Origin of the sequence: Pseudomonas sp. EZ-C24 (assembly GCF_014525325.1) — a bacterium.
Classification (GTDB): Bacteria; Pseudomonadota; Gammaproteobacteria; order Pseudomonadales; family Pseudomonadaceae; genus Aquipseudomonas; species Aquipseudomonas shirazensis.
The window spans coordinates 227,545-246,403 of record NZ_JACDIU010000006.1; the positions used below are offsets into that span (position 1 = coordinate 227,545).

15 protein-coding genes are annotated in these 18,859 nt (G+C 64.0%); 4 read left to right on the forward strand and 11 right to left on the reverse strand.

Annotated features, from left to right (window positions below):
- Positions 1-54: 54 nt before the first annotated feature.
- From ptsP to IDM28_RS03430, 3 genes are read left to right on the forward strand one after another with little or no spacing between them, the layout of a single operon-like run.
- Positions 55-2,907: a phosphoenolpyruvate--protein phosphotransferase gene (ptsP, locus tag IDM28_RS03420; RefSeq protein ID WP_188035368.1), complete on the forward strand. Its 2,853-nt coding sequence runs from the start codon at positions 55-57 to the stop codon at positions 2,905-2,907.
- Positions 2,907-3,854, forward strand: a complete 948-nt coding sequence (gene pfkB, locus IDM28_RS03425) for a 1-phosphofructokinase (protein WP_188035369.1) — start codon at positions 2,907-2,909, stop codon at positions 3,852-3,854. The genes ptsP and pfkB overlap by 1 nt, the downstream gene beginning before the upstream one ends.
- On the forward strand, positions 3,851-5,587 hold the full coding sequence (locus IDM28_RS03430) for a PTS fructose-like transporter subunit IIB (RefSeq protein ID WP_188035370.1): 1,737 nt from the start codon (positions 3,851-3,853) through the stop codon (positions 5,585-5,587). The genes pfkB and IDM28_RS03430 overlap by 4 nt, the downstream gene beginning before the upstream one ends.
- Before the next feature lie 34 nt (positions 5,588-5,621).
- Here the strand turns inward: IDM28_RS03430 and IDM28_RS03435 are convergent, their stop codons facing one another.
- Positions 5,622-5,843 (reverse strand): DUF3820 family protein, encoded by a 222-nt coding sequence (locus tag IDM28_RS03435; RefSeq protein ID WP_101316602.1) that lies wholly within the window; start codon positions 5,841-5,843, stop codon positions 5,622-5,624.
- A gap of 199 nt (positions 5,844-6,042) precedes the next feature.
- Between IDM28_RS03435 and IDM28_RS03440 the strand changes: the two genes are divergently transcribed.
- Entirely contained in the window at positions 6,043-6,519 is a 477-nt protein-coding gene (locus tag IDM28_RS03440; protein WP_101316604.1) for a ferritin-like domain-containing protein, read from the forward strand.
- Here IDM28_RS03440 and IDM28_RS03445 read toward each other — a convergent pair.
- The 10 genes from IDM28_RS03445 to IDM28_RS03490 form a co-directional block, all read right to left on the reverse strand.
- Positions 6,516-8,012 carry a sensor domain-containing diguanylate cyclase gene (locus tag IDM28_RS03445; protein WP_101322943.1) on the reverse strand — a complete coding sequence of 499 codons (1,497 nt, stop codon included), beginning with the start codon at positions 8,010-8,012 and terminating at the stop codon, positions 6,516-6,518. The genes IDM28_RS03440 and IDM28_RS03445 overlap by 4 nt on opposite strands.
- A 203-nt stretch (positions 8,013-8,215) precedes the next feature.
- A complete protein-coding gene (locus tag IDM28_RS03450; protein WP_150570079.1) occupies positions 8,216-9,538 on the reverse strand; it encodes an OprD family porin in 1,323 nt (440 codons plus the stop codon).
- 205 nt (positions 9,539-9,743) lie between these two features.
- The gene (locus IDM28_RS03455) at positions 9,744-9,968 is read right to left on the reverse strand and encodes a hypothetical protein (protein ID WP_188035371.1); all 225 of its coding nucleotides are present in this window, start codon (positions 9,966-9,968) and stop codon (positions 9,744-9,746) included.
- Between the two features lie 130 nt (positions 9,969-10,098).
- Complete coding sequence (locus IDM28_RS03460; protein ID WP_150570081.1) at positions 10,099-11,511, reverse strand: heavy metal sensor histidine kinase; 1,413 nt, start codon at positions 11,509-11,511, stop codon at positions 10,099-10,101.
- Positions 11,486-12,160: a heavy metal response regulator transcription factor gene (locus tag IDM28_RS03465; protein ID WP_103436083.1), complete on the reverse strand. Its 675-nt coding sequence runs from the start codon at positions 12,158-12,160 to the stop codon at positions 11,486-11,488. The genes IDM28_RS03460 and IDM28_RS03465 overlap by 26 nt, the downstream gene beginning before the upstream one ends.
- 9 nt (positions 12,161-12,169) lie before the next feature.
- The gene (locus IDM28_RS03470; RefSeq protein ID WP_150573626.1) at positions 12,170-15,262 is read right to left on the reverse strand and encodes a multidrug efflux RND transporter permease subunit; all 3,093 of its coding nucleotides are present in this window, start codon (positions 15,260-15,262) and stop codon (positions 12,170-12,172) included.
- Entirely contained in the window at positions 15,259-16,422 is a 1,164-nt protein-coding gene (locus IDM28_RS03475; protein ID WP_188035372.1) for an efflux RND transporter periplasmic adaptor subunit, read from the reverse strand. Before IDM28_RS03475 ends, IDM28_RS03470 begins: the two co-directional genes overlap by 4 nt.
- 161 nt (positions 16,423-16,583) lie before the next feature.
- Positions 16,584-17,318 (reverse strand): YkgJ family cysteine cluster protein, encoded by a 735-nt coding sequence (locus IDM28_RS03480; protein ID WP_188035373.1) that lies wholly within the window; start codon positions 17,316-17,318, stop codon positions 16,584-16,586.
- Complete coding sequence (locus tag IDM28_RS03485; protein ID WP_101316620.1) at positions 17,315-17,626, reverse strand: hypothetical protein; 312 nt, start codon at positions 17,624-17,626, stop codon at positions 17,315-17,317. The genes IDM28_RS03480 and IDM28_RS03485 overlap by 4 nt, the downstream gene beginning before the upstream one ends.
- Before the next feature lie 104 nt (positions 17,627-17,730).
- Complete coding sequence (locus IDM28_RS03490; protein ID WP_101316622.1) at positions 17,731-18,630, reverse strand: chemotaxis protein; 900 nt, start codon at positions 18,628-18,630, stop codon at positions 17,731-17,733.
- Positions 18,631-18,859: the final 229 nt, after the last annotated feature.

Here is an 18,859-nt window from a genome sequence, read left to right on the forward strand (position 1 = left end):
GAATTTCACAACAATACCTCAGTACCCGCTGCGGGACTGCAAAAGGAGAAGGTCATGCTCGAGCTCGCCAAAGAGCAGATAGCCATGGGTCAGTCTGCCGCCGACAAAGGCCAGGCTCTGCGCCTGCTGGCTGACTGCCTGGTTGCCGATGGGCTGGTTGCCGAGGGCTACCTGCAAGGCTTGCAGGACCGCGAGGAGCAAGGCTCGACCTTCCTCGGTCAGGGCATTGCCATTCCCCACGGCACGCCGCAGACGCGTGATCAGGTGTTTGCCACCGGCGTGCGCTTGATGCAGTTCCCCGAGGGCGTGGACTGGGGTGATGGGCAGATGGTCTACCTGGCGATTGCCATCGCCGCCCGCTCCGACGAACACCTGCGCCTGCTGCAACTGCTGACCCGCGCCCTCGGTGAGACCGACCTGGCCCAGGCACTGCGCCGGGCCAGTTCGGCCGAGGCGCTGCTCAAACTATTGCAGGGCGCACCGCAGGCGCTGGCGCTGGATGCGCAGTTGGTCAGCCTGAACCTGCCGGCTGACGACTTCGAAGAGCTGGCCTGGCGCGGCGCTCGTTTGCTGCAACGCGCCGGCTGCGTCGAAAGCGGCTTTGCCGCCATGCTGCAGCAGGCCGAGCCGCTGCCGCTGGGCGAAGGCCTGTGGTGGCTGCACAGCGAGCGCCAGGTGCGCCAGCCGGGGCTGGCGTTCATCACCCCGCAGCAGCCGCTGCGTTATCGCGATCAGCCGCTCAATGGTCTGTTCTGCCTGGCCAGCCTGGGTGCTGCCCATCAGGCGTTGCTCGAGCGCCTGTGCGAAGTGCTGATCGAAGGCCGTGGGCAGATGCTCTATCAGGCCACCAGCAGCCGCACCGTGCTTGAAGTGCTCGGCGGTGAAGTTCCGGCTGACTGGCCCAGTGCACGGATTGTGCTGGCCAATGCCCACGGCCTCCATGCACGCCCGGCCAAGGTGCTGGCGCAAATGGCCAAAGGCTTCGAGGGTGAAATCCGTATTCGTCTGCTCGACGACAGCCAGCCGGCGGTATCGGTGAAGAGCCTGAGCAAGCTGCTCGGCCTCGGCGCCCGCCGTGGTCAGACGCTGGAATTGATTGCCGAGCCGAATATTGCCAACGATGCCCTGCCGGTGTTGCTGGCGGCCATCGCCGACGGCCTTGGTGAAACCGTTGAAGCACTGCCCCAAGCTTGCACCGAAGAGGTCGTAGTGGTTGCCGAACCGCTCTCGGCACCTGTGCTTGGCAGCCTGATTCAAGGCGTGCCTGCGGCCCCGGGGATTGCCTGCGGGCCGGCGCATATCTGCGTCGAACGTGACATCGACTATCCGCTGCGCGGTATCTCGCCAAGCCAGGAGCGAGCGCAATTGCGCGCTGCGCTGGAAACCGTCAATGCCGAGTTGCAGGCACTGGTGCAGCGCAGCGACAAGGCCATCGGCGAGATATTCATCACTCATCAGGAAATGCTCGCCGACCCGGCCCTGATGGACGAAGTCGAGCAGCGCCTGGGCCAGGGCGAAAGCGCTGCCGCCGCCTGGATGAGCGTTATCGAGGCCGCCGCGCGCCAGCAGGAAGCCCTGCACGACGCACTGCTCGCCGAGCGCGCCGCCGATCTGCGTGACATTGGTCGGCGCGTGCTGGCGCAACTGTGTGGCGTCATCGATACCCCTGAGCCAACAGAGCCGTATGTGCTGGTGATGACCGAAGTCGGCCCGTCCGACGTCGCCCGGCTCGATCCGCAGCGGGTCGCCGGCATCGTCACCGCCCAAGGTGGCGCTACTGCCCATAGCGCCATCGTTGCGCGTGCGTTGGGCATCCCGGCGGTAGTCGGTGCAGGCGCGGCGATGCTGTTGCTGGCCCCCGGCACGCCGCTGCTGCTCGACGGCCAGCGCGGCCGGGTCAGCGTGGCGCCGGCCGCGGATGAGCTGCAACGCGCGTTGACCGAACGCGACCAGCGTGAACAGCGCCTGCAGCAAGCCTGGGCCAGCCGCCATCAACCCGCCGTCACCCGCGACGGCCATGCCATCGAAGTTTTTGCCAACATCGGCGGCAGCCAAGGAATCGACAAAGTGGTCGAGCAGGGCGCCGAAGGGGTTGGCCTGCTGCGCACCGAGCTGATCTTCATGGCCCACCCGCAGGCGCCCGACGTGGCAACCCAGGAAGCCGAATACCGGCGCGTACTCGATGGCCTCGACGGGCGGCCGCTGGTAGTGCGCACGCTGGATGTCGGCGGCGACAAACCGCTGCCGTACTGGCCGATCGCACGCGAAGACAACCCGTTCCTTGGCGTACGCGGTGTGCGCCTGACCTTGCAGCGCCCGCAGATCATGCGCGACCAGTTGCGCGCATTGTTGCAGGCCGCCGACGGCCGCCCCCTGCGGATCATGTTCCCGATGGTCGGGCAGATCCACGAGTGGCGCGAAGCCAAGGCCATGGTCGAACAATTGCGCGAAGAGATCCCGGTCGCCGACCTGCAACTGGGGATCATGGTCGAGGTGCCTTCCGCGGCCTTGCTGGCGCCACAGCTGGCGCGCGAGGTGGACTTCTTCAGCATCGGCACCAACGACCTGACCCAGTACACCCTTGCCATCGACCGCGGCCACCCGAGCCTGTCAGCCCAGGCCGATGGCCTGCACCCGGCAGTGCTGCGCCTGATCGACATGACCGTGCGCGCCGCCCATGCCGAAGGCAAGTGGGTGGGGGTCTGTGGCGAGCTGGCCGCCGACCCGCAAGCGGTGGCCATATTGCTTGGGCTTGAGGTCGACGAGCTCAGCGTGGCCTCGCGCAGCGTCGCCGAAGTCAAGGCGCTGGTGCGCCAGCGTGATTACCAGACGGCCCGTGCGCTTGCGCTCGAGGCCCTGCAACAAGACAGCGCCGCCGCCGTGCGCGCGTTGGTGGAGCACTACTGATGGCCAAGATCCTCACCCTGACCCTGAACCCGGCGCTGGATATCACCGTCAGCCTCGACAGCTTGCGCGCAGGCCAGGTCAACCGCAGCCAGGCGCAGCACAGCCACGCCGCCGGCAAGGGCCTGAATGTCGCCCAGGTGCTGGCCGACCTTGGCCACAGCGTGACCGTCGGCGGGTTTCTTGGCCGCGACAACCTGCAGCTGTTCGAAGCGCTGATCCAGTGGCGCGGCTTTGCCGACTGCTTTGTCCGCGTGGCCGGCGAGACGCGCAGCAACATCAAGCTGGTCGAGGCCAACGGCTGCGTGACCGATATCAACGGCCAGGGCCCGGAGGTCGATGCCGCTTCACGCAGCGCGCTGATGCGCAAGCTGCTGCAGATTGCGCCAGGCCATGACGCGGTGGTGGTCGCCGGCAGTCTGCCGCGCGGCATCGACCCGCAGTGGTTTGCCGAGCTGCTCGGGCAGCTCAAGGCGCAAGGCTTGAAGATTGCTCTGGACAGCAGCGGCGAGGCCTTGCGCGCCGGCCTTCAGGCAGCGCCCTGGCTGGTCAAGCCGAACACCGACGAGCTTGCTGAGGTGCTCGGCCACAGTGTCACCGGCCGGGCCGAACAGCAGCAGGCTGCCAGCCAACTAATGGCAAGCGGCATCGAGCATGTAGTGGTGTCGCAAGGCGAGCACGGCGTCAGCTGGTACCGCGCAGGTGCCGTGCTGCACGCACAACCGCCGCAGGTGCGCGTGGCGAGCACGGTCGGTGCCGGCGACTCGCTGGTGGCCGGCATGGTCCATGGCCTGTTGCAGGGCGAGGCGCCAGCACAGACGCTGCGCCGCGCCACCGCCATCGCCGCCCAGGCGGTGACGCAGGTCGGCTTTGGCATCCGCGACCGCGCGCAGCTGGAGCAACTGCAAGCAGGCGTACACATCACAGAACAACAAGAGGCTTGCCGATGAACATTGCCATTGTCACCGCCTGCCCCAACGGCCAGGTCTCCAGCGTACTCAGCGCGCGCCTGCTGGCGGCTGCAGCGCAGCGCCGCGGCTGGAGCACCAGCGTCGAGGTGCAGGATGCCGAGCACCCCGAACGTAATTTGAGCGCCACGCAGATCGCCGAGGCCGACTGGGTGCTAGTGATCAGTACCGGCGCGGTCGATCTGTCGCGCTTCGTTGGCAAACGCCTGTACCAGAGTACACCGGCTCAGGCGTTGGCGGATCGCGAGAGTTTTCTCGATGAGGCAGCTGTCCAGGCGCAGGTCCACAGCGCCAGCGCCGTGGTCGATGCACCGGCCGCGCTGGGGCCGCCGAAGATAGTCGCGGTCACGGCCTGTCCAACCGGCGTGGCCCACACCTTCATGGCTGCCGAAGCCTTGCAGCAGGCCGCGCAGCAACTGGGCTACCAGCTCACGGTGGAAACTCAAGGTTCGGTCGGTGCGCGCAATCCGCTGTCGGCGCAGGCCATTGCCGAGGCCGATGTAGTACTGCTGGCGGCCGACATCGAAGTGCCCACTGCGCGCTTTGCCGGCAAGCGGGTATACCGCTGCGGTACCGGCATTGCTCTCAAGCAAGCCAAGGCCACCCTCGACAAGGCCCTGCTCGAAGCCAAGCAGGAAAGCGCTGCCGATGCCGCCGCGGGAGCCACGGCCAGCAGCGAAAAAAGCGGCGTGTACAAGCACCTGCTGACCGGTGTGTCGTTCATGCTGCCCATGGTGGTAGCTGGCGGTTTGCTGATCGCCTTGTCCTTCGTGTTCGGCATCAATGCCCACGAAGTGCCCGGCACCCTGCCGGCGGCGTTAATGCAGATCGGCGCTGAGGCAGCCTTCAAACTGATGGTGCCGCTGCTGGCCGGTTACATCGCCTGGTCGATTGCCGACCGCCCTGGCCTTGCGCCGGGGATGATCGGCGGGATGCTGGCGACCATTCTTGGCGCGGGCTTTATCGGCGGCATCGTAGCCGGCTTTCTGGCCGGCTACAGCGCCAAGGCGATCAGTCGCTGGGTGCGCTTGCCGAGCAGCCTCGAGGCGCTCAAGCCGATCCTGATCATCCCGCTGCTGGCCAGCCTGTTCACCGGCCTGGTGATGATCTATGTGGTGGGCCAACCGGTCGCCTCGATGCTTGCGGGCCTGACCCAGTTCCTCGACAACATGGGCACCACCAATGCCATTCTGCTCGGGCTGCTGCTGGGCGGGATGATGTGTGTGGACCTTGGCGGGCCGATCAACAAGGCGGCCTATGCGTTCTCGGTCGGCCTGCTGTCGAACCAGAGCTTTGCACCGATGGCCGCGACCATGGCTGCCGGCATGGTGCCGCCGATCGGCCTGGGAATCGCCAGCCTGATCGCCCGCAGCAAGTTCGCCCAGAGTGAGCGCGAGGCAGGCAAGGCCGCCTTGGCATTAGGCCTGTGCTTTATCTCCGAAGGGGCGATCCCGTTTGCTGCCAAGGACCCGTTGCGGGTGATTCCAGCGAGTGTTATCGGCGGCGCGCTGACCGGGGCGCTGTCGATGTACTTTGGCTGCAAGCTGATGGCGCCGCATGGCGGCCTGTTCGTGTTGTTGATCCCCAATGCGATCAACCATGCGCTGTTGTACTTGCTGGCGATTGCCGCCGGCAGCCTGGTCACGGCGCTGATCTATGCCGTGCTCAAGCGTAAAGAGCAGGTCGAGCTGGCGATAGCGCCGGTCAAGGCCTGAGACCTGAGCGCCAGGCCCCTTCGGGTGAAGGGGCCTAGCGTTTGTGCTTGTGCCGCAATGGCACCAGCAGTTCACCCAGCCCGTTGTGATCAATCTCATGCATCAAAGCCAGCAGCGCCCCTAGCTCACCTGGCGGAAAGCCCTTGCGCGCAAACCAGCCAAGGTAATCGCCAGGCAGATCGGCCAACAGCCGGCCCTGGTACTTGCCGAATGGCATGCTGCGGGTCACCAGCAGTTGCAGGTATTCAGGTTTCATCGCCAGCCGCCTCCGGATAAAGCGCCGACGATACTGCAATCTGCACGAGGGCCCAAGCGGTGATCATGCAGAACGCCGTTTACAAGGGTTAGGCATTAATCCGTAAGCTAATGATTTATAAGTCTTTTTTGTTGCTCGATAAATTGGCACGAAGCCTGCTCTGTATATAACCACTTCCCACTGCCAAGGAGTTTGAGCAATGAGCAATCCAAACAAAGATGTAATCGACGTCCTCAACGACCTGATCGAATACAGCAAGGATGGCGAGAAAGGCTTCAAGACCTCTGCCGAGGACGTGAAGAATCCTGAGCTGAAAGCGTTCTTCGTCAAGCGCGCTGCTGGCTGCGCTACCTCGGCTGCCGAGCTGCAGAGCGAAGTGCGTCGTCTGGGCGGCGATCCAGAAACCTCTACCAGCGTCAGTGGTGATCTGCACCGCGGTTGGGTCAATCTGAAGTCGCTGCTGACCGGCAAGGATGACGAAGCGATCCTCAATGAAGTCGAGCGCGGTGAAGACCACGCCCTCAAGGCTTACAAAGAGGCCCGTGAGAAGCTGGTCAAACTCGGCCGTACTGCTACCGATAGCAGCTACAACCTGGTCGAAACCCAGCTGCAAGGCGTACAGCGCAATCACGATGAAGTGAAGGTCCTGCGCGACGCAGCACGCGCCCGCTCTTAATCGAGCGGTCCCTCTACCCGGTTACGGCCTTTGGCCTTGGCCCGGTAGAGGGCCTCGTCCGCGGTGCTCAGCAGACTGGCCAAGTCTTGCTGGGTACCGGGGATGTACAGGCCGATGCCGATGCTCACCGTCACCGAGTGGGTATCTGCGCCAAATGGCGCCAAGCCCTCCACCCCCTGCTTGATCCGCTGCGCCAGCAGCAGTGCGCCAGCCTGTTCGGTTTCCGGCAGCACGATCTGAAATTCCTCGCCGCCATAGCGCGCTGCCAAGTCTGAAGGCCTGCGAATACAGCCTTCTATGGTTTTCGCGACTTCCCGCAATGCATGGTCACCACCGGCATGCCCGTGGCGTTGATTGAACGCCTTGAAATGATCGATATCGACCATCAGGATCGCCAACGGCCTGCGGTTGCGCTGTGCCCGTGCCCATTCCAGACGCAGCACCTGATCCAGCCGCCGGCGGTTGGCAAGGCCGGTCAAGCTGTCGGTTGCCGCCAGTTTTTCCAGGCCTAGTTCGAGCTCCTGACGACGGCGCAGCTCGCGTCCGAGCAGCACCGTCAGCCACAGGATGGCGATGCACAGCACGCCCGTGGCGATGCTCACCACGGCGGCGGTACGGCGCCATGACTGGAATACTTCATCGCTCGAGTGCGCTACCACCACAACGAGTGGCTGGTCGGCAACCTGGGCGAAGGTGTACAGGCGCTCGACCCCGGAAGCACTGGACTTGGCAGTAAAGCTGCCACTGCGTTGGCTGAGGATGCGCTGGAAGTTGGGCCGGCTGCTGAAGTTGCTGCCGATCAGCGTACTGGGTGCCGCACTGGGATGGCGCGCCAGCAACTGACCGTCGGTGTTGAACAGGCTGATGCTGCTGTCGACACCGATATCCAGGCGCTGGAACAGCTCGCTGACGTAACCTAGGCGCAGTGCGCCGGCAGCAATACCTGCGAACTCACCATTCAGCCCGTTGATACGCCGGCTGAAACTGATGCACCAGTCCAGGTCGCCAAGCCTGGCCTTGAACGGTGGGCCGATCAACATGCCCAGGCTGGGGTCGGCCTGATGGGCCTTGAATACCTTTGTGTCGGCGAAGTTGGCCTTGCGCGGGACAGCGCTGGTGGAGTCGCCAATCACGTTCCCCTGCGCATCGATCCACAGTACGTCACCGCGCCGGCGGTCGATGAAGGCTTCGTTGAACAGCAGCCGCTGGCGCAGCTCGCTCGGCACGCCAGTCAATTCCTTGCGCCCGACTGCCCAGATCAGCCCTTGCAGGGACTGGTCGTAAAGCTCGATGTTGCGTAGCACATCGCTCTCGATCAGCTGGACGATGTTACTCGACGAGCGGATTGCCGACTGCTCGACGCTGTCGCGTTCGCGGGCGAGCAAGAACACCACTATCGCCAAAATCGCGAGCACAGCCAGGCAGCTGCCTAGATTGAGCAACAGTTCGGGGTGCGACTTGAGCGGGGCATTCCCCGGTGATCGATTGGGCAACATGAGGCTCGCAACTGCGTAAGTCCCTCGTGTCCTTGAGGGTAGGGCCAGGGCGGGGCGGCGGTAGTGTAGGGAAGCGGTGATTGTCGGACAAGAAGTTATCTGGCCATCCGACGAGTGCGTGCAGCGCTGGCGGGGCTGATACGGGGCGCTCTGCAGCGGCAAAGCCGCATTGCAGAGTGCCCCGTGCTTGCAGGCCGCGATCAGAACAGGTTGAGCGGATAATCCACGATCAGGCGGATTTCATCGTTGTCCTGCTCGGCAGCGTAGGCCTGGTTGGCGCGGTGGCTGGCATAACGCAGGAGTACCGACAGGTCTTTGAAATCGCCCTGCTGGAATACGTACTTGATGTCCAGGTCACGTTCCCAATGGGTGGCGTGCTTGCCGTCGGCATTGTAGTAGTCGTAGTAGGCGTTGTTTTGCGCTGCCTTGGTCAGGTCTGCTTCACCGCGTGAGTACGACAGCTCAGTGCTCAGGCCATCGACGCCGAGGCCGGCAAAATCATAACCGTAGGCCAGCTTCCACGAGCGCTCGTTCGGTGCGTTGAAGTCCGAGTACATCCGCGAGTTGTCGAGGAACACGCTGTCACCCAGATTGATGTAGTCGAACGGCGTGTTGCCGTTGACCCGCTGATAGGCGGCGGTAACGCTGTGATGACCGGCGTTGACCGTGAAGTGCAGGCTGAACGTGTTGTTGTCGATGTCGCCCAGCAGCGCCTGGCCGGTGTCCTGGGTGTGATAGAAGTGCAAACCCGGGTTGAGGCTGACCAGGTCGTTGACTGCATAGGTGTAGTCAAAGTCGAAGTAGTACTGGTTCCAGATGTCCTTCAGCTCGGCTGCATAGAGGTTGCTGGTGATCGCTTCGCTGCCGCTCCAGGAGGCGCCGGCCCAGCTCAGGTGCTGACTGTCGCGGTTGTCCTGCAAGGCGCCGTAGTAAGTGTCGATGCGGCGATGGCCGCTCTGGTTGTACGGCTTGGTGAAGCTGACCTGGCCGCCTTCGAGGAGCAGGCCGTCGATGCTGTTGTTGCTCAGGCTGACGCCGCGAAAGGTCTGCGGCAGCATGCGCGTTTCGCCGCCGGCGATGACCGGGTTGCTGAGGAACAAGTCACCGGCCTTGAGCTCGGTGTCGAACGCCTTGAGCTTGAGCGCGGCACCGGCAGTGGAGAAGGCGTGCGGCGCAGCGCCCAGCTCGCCGTTGGCCTTGGTGTGTTCAGGCAGGATGCTGGTGCCGGCATAGCCGCCACCGCCATCGAGCTTGAGCCCGAGCATGGCGTGCGCATCCAGGCCGAAGCCGACAGTGCCCGGGGTGTAGCCGGACTCAAAGCGGGCGACGAAACCCTGGCCCCATTCACGGTTGTCGCGCACACCGCTATTGAGGTTGTTGCGGTTGAAGTAGGCGTTGCGCAGATGCAGGTTGAACGAGGAGCCTGCAACAAAACCTTCAGCGGCTTCGTCGGCGTGGGCAACGCTTGGCATCGTTGCGGCGAATGCAATGAACAGCGGGGTGAAACGGAAAGCGGAAGACACCGGTTAGAGCTCCTTTGGTCTGACGGTGGGGCAATTTTTATTGTCGAAAAACGCAGTGACTGCAGTGAGTCAAGGTATCTGCGTGGTGCAAATTTTGGACATAAAAAAAGCCGCTGATCAGCAGCGGCTTGAAGAGGCTAACATATCGGCGCGCAGGGCGCCCACGTGCAGGCCTTGGGAAGAGGGGCAGATGCAGGTAGCTCGATCAGCTGTCGCTGGCAGCATCCTGGTCAGTCTTGGCGGCTGTCTGCTGCGCATCTTTGCCGGCCTCAGCCGATTGCGCGGCATAGCCTTCGCGGGCTTCTTGATGGGCCGTGGCAAGGGCTGCGTTACGGGCGACAAAGGCCGGCGATTCTTCCGCCATGGCCAGCGGTGACAACAACAGGGAAGAGGCAACGAACAGGCTCGCGATACCCATACTGTTGGACATTTGAAACAACCTTCTTGCGCTGCAAGTGTGAGTGAGGACAGGCGCCAAATTAGTCCTGTTCAGCCCGCAGAAACAGCATCCGCTTGGAGATGCACTGTTGCGAAAAAAGTAATGATAACCGGCGAAACCATCAGCTATCAGCGGCAAACCCGCTGGCTTGAGCGCTCGGCAGGCGTATGCCGAAGGTGTTGCTGCCGTGGTTGCTGCGCACAAATACTTCACCGCCGTGCATCAGCGCGATTGCCTTGACGATCGCCAGGCCCAGGCCATGATTGCCAGCGCCGTTGTTGCTGCGCGCGGCATCGACCCGGTAGAAACGCTCGAACAACAGTTGCAGGTGCTCGTCGGCGATGGCCGGGCCGGGGTTGCTTACGGCAATGCTGACCTGCTCAGGCTGCGCATCGATGCGCACGGTGATCACCTGATGGGCCTGGGTGTGCTGCACGGCGTTGTGCAACAGGTTGATCAGCGCTCGGCGCAACTGCGCGGTTTCGATCGGCGCGATGGCATCGCCGCTGACCCTGACCTGCACCTGGGCGTCTTCGAGGATGTAATCCAGGTAGTCGAGGGTGGTGGCTACTTCAGCGGCCAGCGACGCCTGGGTCAGCGCGGTGGCCTTGCTGCCCTGATCGGCGCTGGCCAGGAACAACATGTCGTTGATGATGCTGCGCAGCCGTTCCAGCTCTTCAAGGTTCGATTGCAGTACTTCAAGGTAGTGCTCGGCGCTGCGTCCGCGGGTTAGTGCCACCTGGGTCTGGCCGATCAGGTTGGTCAGCGGCGAGCGCAGTTCGTGGGCGACATCGGCGTTGAACGCCTCGAGTCGCGAATAGGCGAGGGTGACCCGCTCCAGGGTGGCGTTGAAGGCGCCGGCAAACTGCGCCAGCTCAGGGGCCAGTTGCTCGGTCGGCAGCCGCCCGTCCAGGCGCGGCACGGCCAGCGCCTGGGCTTTGCTGGACAGCGCTGACAGCGGCCGTAAACCGATGCGTGCCACCCAGTAGCCCAGCAGGGCGGCCAGCAGCACGCCCAGCGCGGCCAGGCTGACGATGGCCACCAGCAAGCTGTGCTGCGCCTGCCAGAAGGTTTCGGTGTCGATGCCGATAATGAAGCGCAGCGCCGGCCGCTGTGCCAAGGGCGGCAGCTCACTGACCAACATCTTGTACGGGTAGGGGCTGCCGTTCAGGCGCAGGTCGCGCATGCCCTCGGCGCCTTCGGCGAAGGCGCGGATCTGTTCGCTGGGTTTGCCGTACTCGAACTGCGGGTCGCTGCTGACCGCCCAGAAGCGGATGCGCCGATCTTCTTCACTGAGCAAATTGAGCTTGTTGCTGACCTTGAGCCAATGCTCGTGGGTGCCGAAGCGCTTCAAGGTCGACTCGAGCACGCTGTAGCGGGCGTCCAGTTCGGCCGCGGGCAGCAGGTCGAGGCTGCGGTCGACCTGGCGATACAGCGCAGCGCCGATCAGCAGGAATACCGCCAGCGCCACCAGCATGAACAAGCCGGCCAGGCGCAGCGCGATGGAATTAACCGGCACGGTTTTCCAGGACATAACCCATGCCTCTGATGGTATGCAGCAGCTTGTTGGCGAACGGCCCGTCGAGTTTGGCCCGCAGGCGCTTGATCGCCACCTCGACGACATTCGCGTCGCTGTCGAAATTGATGTCCCAGACCAGCTCGGCAATGGCGGTCTTGGAGAGGATTTCGCCCTGGCGTCGGGCCAGCACGCTGAGCAGCGAGAACTCCTTGGCGGTCAACTCCAGACGCTGGCCAGCGCGGCTGGCCTTGCGGCTGATCAGGTCGATGGAAAGGTCAGCGACCTGCACCTGCAGCGGTTCATGATTGCTGCTGCGACGGGTCAGCGCCTGCAGGCGGGCGACCAGTTCGAGAAACGAAAACGGTTTGCCGAGGTAGTCGTCAGCGCCCTCGCGCAGGCCATGGATACGGTCTTCGACACGCTCGCGGGCAGTCAGCATGATCACCGGCGTCTGCTTGCGTGCGCGCAGGCCACGCAGCACGCCGTAGCCATCCAGGCCGGGGAGCATGACGTCGAGCACGATCACGTCATAGTCGCTGTGCAGGGCCAGGTGCAGGCCGTCGGTGCCATCGCGGGCGACGTCAACGGTGAAGCCTTGCTCGCTCAGGCCCCGATGCAGGTAGTCGGCGGTTTTTTCTTCGTCTTCGACGATCAGTACTCGCATGGTCTGCTCTCAGCTGATACGTGGCGCGGCGGCGTCGGTGCGGTGGCGGCGATGGAACAGGCGCTCCAGCGCCAGGTAGATCACCGGCGTCGTAAACAGGGTCAGCGCCTGGCTGACCAGCAAACCGCCGACCACGGCGATGCCCAGCGGCTGGCGCAGTTCGGCGCCGGTGCCAAAGCCGAACATCAATGGCACCGCGCCCAGCAGCGCGGCCAGGGTGGTCATGATGATCGGCCGAAAGCGCGTCAGGCACGCCTGGTGAATGGCCTGCTCCGGGCTCATGCCGTGTTTGCGCTGAGCCTCCAGGGCAAAGTCGATCAGCAGGATACCGTTCTTCTTGACGATGCCAATCAGCAGCACCACGCCGATCAGGCCCATGATGCTGAAGTCCTGCCCCATCGCCCAGAGCAGAATCAGCGCACCGAGCCCCGCCGAGGGCAGGGTCGAAATGATCGTCAGCGGGTGCACGAAGCTCTCGTAGAGCACGCCGAGGATGATGTACACCGCCACCAGCGCAGCGAGGATCAGCCACGGCTGGCTCGACAACGAACTCTGAAAGGCCTGCGCTGCGCCTTGGAAGTTGCCGCTGATCGAATCGGGCATGCCCAGCTCGCGCTGGGTCTGCTCGAGGATGCGCACGGCATCGCCAAGGGCCACTCCCGGCGCCAGGTTGAATGACAGGTTGGCGGCCGGGAACAGGCCGTCATGGGCGATCGACAGCGGCCCGGTACTCGGCGCAGCGACATGCGCCACCGCTGCCAGTGGCACCATTTCGCCGGTCAGCGGCGAGCGCAGATAGAAGTAGTTGAGGCTTTCGGCCTTGCCACGCTGGCGCGCGTCCAGTTCGAGGATCACCTTGTACTGGTTGGTCTCGGTCTGGAATTCGCTGATCTGCCGCTGGCCGAAGGCGTCGTACAGTGCCTGGTCGATATCGGTGGTGGTCAGGCCGAAGCGTGCCGCCGCCTGACGGTCGATGTCGATGCGGGTGACGCTGGCGCCCAGCTGCAGGTCATTGGACAGGTCACGCAGGGCCGGCACCTCGCGCAGGCGCTCGGTCAGGCGTTGGGTCCAGAGGTTCAGGGCAACGCCGTCGTTGCTCTTGAGCACGTATTGATACTGCGTGCGCGACGGCCCGGAGCTGAGGTTGATGTCCTGGCCGGCGCGCATGTACAGCACCACCCCAGGCACCTTGGCCAGTTGCGGGCGCAGCCGGTCGATCAGTTCGCTGGCGGTGACGTCGCGCTCGCCGCGGGGTTTCAGGGCAATCCAGAAACGGCCGTTGGCGATGGTCTGGTTGTTGCCGGTCACGCCCACTGCGTGGGAGAACGCGCGCACGGCCGGGTCAGCCTCGATGATCTTCGCCAACGCCTCGTGCTTGGCGACCATCGCCGGGTACGACACATCCGCCGCCGCTTCGCTGGTGCCAAGGATGAAACCGGTGTCTTGCAGCGGGAAGAAGCCTTTGGGGATGGCCACGTAACCGACTACCGCCAGCGCCAGGGTCAGGCCGAACACGCCGAGGGTAAGCCGCTGGTGGGCGAGGGCGCGATTCAGGCCCTTTTCGTACCAGCGCAGCAAGCGCTCACCGAAACCGCCATGCTGCTCGGCACTCGGCCTGCGCATGAACAGGGCGCTGAGCGTGGGTGCCAGGGTCAGCGAGACCAGCACCGAAATCAGGATGGTCGCGGTGGCAGTCAGGGCAAATTCCTTGAACAGCCGGCCGACCACACCGCCCATGAACAGCAGCGGGATGAACGCGGCAATCAACGAGAAGCTGATCGAAATCACCGTGAAGCCGATCTCGCCAGCGCCTTTGATCGCCGCTGTACGGCTGTCATCGCCGGCTTCAAGGTGACGGTGAATGTTCTCGACCACGACGATGGCATCGTCGACCACAAAGCCGACCGAAATCACGATCGCGACCAGGGTCAGGTTGTTCAGGCTGAAGCCCATCACGTACATCAGTGCGCAACTGGCAATCAGCGACACGCCAAGCACGCTGGACACCACCAGGGTCGCCGACCACTGGCGCAGGAACAACGCCATCACTCCGATCACCAGCACCACCGCAATCAGCAAGGTCAGCTCGACCTCGTGCAGCGAGGCGCGGATGGTCTGGGTGCGGTCCTGCAGTACTGACACTTCGACCGAGGCCGGCAGCATCTCCTGCAAGCGCGGCAGCGCCGCCAGCACGCGGTCGACGGTGTCGACGATATTCGCCCCCGGCTGGCGGAACACCACCAGATTCAACCCCAACTGATCGCCGGCCCAGGATTTGACGTAAGCGTTCTCGGCGCCCTCGATGACCTTGGCGACATCGCTCAGGTAGACCGGTGCGCCATCGCGATAGGACACGATCAGCCGGGCGTAATCCTCGGGATGAAACAGCTGATCGTTGGCGCTGATGGTCGACACGCTGTGCTCACCGTACAGAGCGCCTTTGGCCAGATTGAGGCTGGTCTGCTGGATGGCCAGGCGGATGTCGGCCAGGGTCAGGCCGATGGCGGCGAGTTTTTCCGGCTGCGCCTGAACCCGGATGGCCGGGCGCAGCTGGCCGGAAATATTGATCAGGCCGACCCCGTCGATCTGGCTCAGCTGGCGCGCGAGCAAGGTCTCGACGTAGTCGCTCAGTTCGTTGCCGGGCATTTGTGCCGAGCTGACGGTAAGCACCAGCACCGGACTGTCGGCCGGGTTGACCTTGCGCCAGGTCGGCGGGTTGGGCAGGTCCTGGGGCAGTTTCGAGGTGGCCGTGTTGATCGCCGCCTGGACTTCCTGGGCGGCGGTGTCGATGTTCTTGTCGAGGCTGAACTGCAGGATCAGGTTGGTCGAACCCAGTGCGCTGCTGCTGGTCATCTGGGCCAGGCCGGGGATGGCGCTGAACTGCACCTCCAGAGGCGTGGCTACCGATGAAGCCATGGTTTCAGGGCTGGCCCCGGGCAGCTGGGTGGTGACCTGAATGGTCGGAAAATCCGCCTCCGGCAGCGGCGCCACTGGCAACCTGGGGAAGGCAATCGCGCCGAGCAGGATCAGCGCGAAGGTCAGCAGCAGGGTTGCCACCGGGTGATCGATGCACCAGGCCGAGAGGCCGTTGCGGCTGTTCATGGCTGTAGCCTGCGCTCGGCCAGCTCAGTGCTGGCGGGTGAATCGCCGAGCACTTCGGCGCGCGCGCCAGGTTTGAGCCGCGACTGGCCATCGACTACCAACAGGTCGCCGGCGGCTACCCCGCTGATGATGGTCAGGTCGCTGTCTTGAAACAGCACCTTGACCGGCACGCTGGTGACCTTGTCGCCGTCCAGGCGATAGACGTAGTGGCCATCGATGCCGCGTTGCACCACCGGCGGTGGCACCACCAGCGCGCCGCGATCAAGCCCTGTGCGCAGTTTGACCGTGACCAGTTGGCCGGGCCAGAGCAGGCCGTCCTTGTTATCGAACTCGGCCTTGATGCGTAGGGTGCCGGTGTTGGCTGATATCTGGTTGTCGATCAAGGCCAGGCGGCCTTCACCGAGCAGCGTGCGCTGATTGTCGGCATCCATGAACGCTTGCACCAGTGCCGGCTCGGGTGCCTTGAGCAACTGCTGCAAGGTGGGCAGCAGTTGCTGCGGCAGGGCGAACTCGACTGCAATCGGATCGATCTGGGTCACGCTGAACAGGCTCTGGGTATCGCTGCTGCGCACCAGATTGCCGGGGTCGACATTGCGGATACCGACTCGCCCGGTCACCGGCGAGCGGATCTGCGTGTACGACAGCTGCACCTGCGCGTTGACGATGGCCGCCTGATTGCCTTTAGCGGTTGCCTGCAGCTGCTTGACCAGCGCCTGTTGCTGGTCAAAGGTCTGCTTCGATACGCCGTCATCGCTGCTGAGCAAGCGATAACGTTTGAGATCGACCGCAGCCACCTGCAACTGCGCCTGGCTCTGCTCGAGCAAGGCGCGGGCCTGATCGAGGCTGGCGCGGATGGCCCGGTCGTCAATGACCGCGAGCAGATCGCCCTGCTTGACCCACTGACCTTCCTTGACCAGCACCTGGGTGAGAATGCCGTCGACCTGCGGGCGGATCTGCACGTTGTGCAGCGACAGCACGCTGCCGATCGCCGTGGCGAAGCGCGGCACGTCCTGCTGCGCCACCTTGATCACCCGCACCGGCACTGCGCTGGGCGCGTGGTTCTGCGGCGCTGCCTGGCGCTGGCTGAACCACCAGGCAAGCGCGAGCAGGACGATCAGCGCAATACACAGCACAATCACAGAGCGGGACGGACGTCGCATCGGGTCGGGTACCGTAGCCGAAGGGAAGGGGGAAATGCTTTGGTCTACTCACAGCTTATAGCCCGGCAACCGGGTCGCCAGGGTGACAGCCAGCTGTCAGCCCTGACAGTTTTGCCCGGCACAGTGGCGCGCTCAATGCCTGCGCCGCACTGCAGTGTCGTTCAGAAACCGATAAAGGCGTAGTACTGCGGCGTCTCGGCGGTCGTGCGCAGGCCATGTTCGAGCAGCTCGGCGCTCAGCGCCGGGTCGACCACATGCACGCTCCAGGCAGCACGCTCAGCGCTGGCGACCTGCTCCAGTGCTGTGCTGAATGCGCCCATGTCCGGCAGGTACGCAGTGAAGCCGTTGCCTTTCAGGGCACTGGTGTTCATCCCCAGCGCTTCGCAGATGGCCACCTTGGTGGCGATGTCGTCGCGGTCGGCCTGGCGTGACGCGGCGATCAGTGCGACCAGCTGCGGATCGGCCAGCATCTGCCCATGGATCAACTCAGGGCCTTGTTGCCATGCCTCGGGCGGGCAGTCCTTGTTCTCCGGCCGCAGCGGCAGATGCGGGTTGATCTCGGCGGGATAGATCCGGCACACCAGCGGCCGTGTTTCATAGATGCGGCACAGGTCGTTTTCATCGAGGTTGCGGCAGCGGCCAGGGTTGAACGCGGCAAAGGTCACCGACACGCGCAGCTCGGCTGCGCCGCAACTGACCGGATATGAACGCCCCAGCACATGCTCGCGCTGGTCCAGCGGCATGCCTGGGCCATCGCTGACGAAGCCTTCGATCAACATCACTACCTGCCCCTCTGCGGCCACCCATTGGCGGGCCTCGGCGAGGGTCAGTGGCACATGGTGGCCAGTGCAGCATTTGCCACAGCCGGTGCAGGCAAAACGAATGGGTGGATTCACTTGGCGCTGGGGTTCCACTCGCTGACGTAGGCCTGCTTGTGCGCACGGTCATACAGGCACAGCTCGGTGCCGGTGCGCTTTTTCATGTGCTTTTGCGGGTAGATGCCTTCGATCAGCAGGGCGCTGTAGCCGACCCGATCATCGAACTCGGTGGGTTTGCCGCGGGCGTGGGCGTCTTTCAGTTGGCTGGCGGCCAGGCAGTCCTTGAGCATCTGCTGGCGATATTCGTTCCAGGCTTCACTGCTGGAAGCCTGGGCGACACCGCTGCTCAGGGCGCAGACAGCGAGGAGGTAGCGCAAACACTTCATACAGGGTACCGGTAACAATTGCCCAGGGAGCGCCGATTATGCCTGACTCGTCACCCGCTGGGCATGCAGCTGGCGTTGTGCGCCGGGCAAATGGCAACCAGGTGTTACCGTTCGGCGAATACCACGGTGCGCGCTGCGGTGACCAGGCACTCGGTGAGGTCGGGCGAGGAGAACTTGGTGAGGATCGCATTGGCGCCGGCATTCTTCGCCTTCTCGCTGCTCATGGCGCTATCCAGCGAGGTGTGCAGGAGGATGTACAGGTGCTGGAAGTCGGGCGTCTCGCGCAGGGTACGGGTGAAGGCGTAGCCGTCCATCTCGGACATCTCGATATCCGAGACGATGATGTTGATCTCGCGTTCGGTGCCTTGCAGCTCGAGCAGGACGTTGATCGCATCCTTGGCACTGCGTGCGGTGTGGCACTCGATACCGAGGCCGCGCAGGGTGTGCACCGACTGCTGCAGGGCAACCTGGCTGTCATCGACCACCAGGATGTTGGCGGCCGCGAGCAGGCTGGCGTCTTCCTCGCCGAGTTCGCCCGGCAGCGGCTCGGCTGGCGCCGGGGCGATGGCGTGGATGACCTTTTCGATATCCAGTACCTGCACCAGGGTGTTGTCGACCCGGGTCACGCCGGTGATGAACGAACGGTTGCCCGAGCCGAATGGCGGCGGTTTGATGTCGGTGCTCAGGCAATGCACGATGCGGCTGACGGCCTGTACATGCAGGCCTTGGCGCGAGCGGCTGATCTCGGTGACGATCAGGCAGCCGCCATCGGGGTCGGCCAGCGGCCGTTCGCCGATGGCCAGCGACAGGTCGATCACCGACAGCGAGTTGCCGCGCAGAGTGGCCACGCCTTTGACGTGCGGGTGCGACTCGGGCAGCTTGGTCAGCTGTGGACAGGTGATGATTTCACTGACCTTGAGCAGGTTGATCGCCATCAGCTTGCCGCTGCGCAGGGTGAACAGCAGCAGCGACAACGAGTCCGCGCGGGCATTTTGGGTGGCCATGGGCAACCTTCGGCTAAGTCAGAATAGGGAGGATGCCGGGTTATCGGCCTGCCCGGCCCAGGCTTTAGCACCATCCTTTATCAACGGCGCACGCGTACTACTGTAGGAGCGGCCTTGTGTCGCGAAAGGGCTGCGTAGCGGCCCCAGGATCTGCGCAACACCACATAATCGCCGGGCCCGCTTTGCGGGCCTTTCGCGACGCAAGGCCGCTCCTACGGGGACCGTGTTG

What these genes read in the sequence shown, in the direction of transcription:
- IDM28_RS03440 (WP_101316604.1), top strand. Translation starts at nt 6,043, where the DNA reads ATGAGCAATCCAAACAAAGATGTAATCGACGTCCTCAACGACCTGATC.
- pfkB (WP_188035369.1), top strand. Translation starts at nt 2,907, where the DNA reads ATGGCCAAGATCCTCACCCTGACCCTGAACCCGGCGCTGGATATCACC.
- IDM28_RS03475 (WP_188035372.1), bottom strand. Translation starts at nt 16,422, where the DNA reads ATGCGACGTCCGTCCCGCTCTGTGATTGTGCTGTGTATTGCGCTGATC.
- IDM28_RS03435 (WP_101316602.1), bottom strand. Translation starts at nt 5,843, where the DNA reads ATGAAACCTGAATACCTGCAACTGCTGGTGACCCGCAGCATGCCATTC.
- IDM28_RS03430 (WP_188035370.1), top strand. Translation starts at nt 3,851, where the DNA reads ATGAACATTGCCATTGTCACCGCCTGCCCCAACGGCCAGGTCTCCAGC.
- IDM28_RS03470 (WP_150573626.1), bottom strand. Translation starts at nt 15,262, where the DNA reads ATGAACAGCCGCAACGGCCTCTCGGCCTGGTGCATCGATCACCCGGTG.
- IDM28_RS03490 (WP_101316622.1), bottom strand. Translation starts at nt 18,630, where the DNA reads ATGGCCACCCAAAATGCCCGCGCGGACTCGTTGTCGCTGCTGCTGTTC.
- IDM28_RS03465 (WP_103436083.1), bottom strand. Translation starts at nt 12,160, where the DNA reads ATGCGAGTACTGATCGTCGAAGACGAAGAAAAAACCGCCGACTACCTG.
- IDM28_RS03460 (WP_150570081.1), bottom strand. Translation starts at nt 11,511, where the DNA reads ATGTCCTGGAAAACCGTGCCGGTTAATTCCATCGCGCTGCGCCTGGCC.
- IDM28_RS03455 (WP_188035371.1), bottom strand. Translation starts at nt 9,968, where the DNA reads ATGTCCAACAGTATGGGTATCGCGAGCCTGTTCGTTGCCTCTTCCCTG.
- ptsP (WP_188035368.1), top strand. Translation starts at nt 55, where the DNA reads ATGCTCGAGCTCGCCAAAGAGCAGATAGCCATGGGTCAGTCTGCCGCC.
- IDM28_RS03485 (WP_101316620.1), bottom strand. Translation starts at nt 17,626, where the DNA reads ATGAAGTGTTTGCGCTACCTCCTCGCTGTCTGCGCCCTGAGCAGCGGT.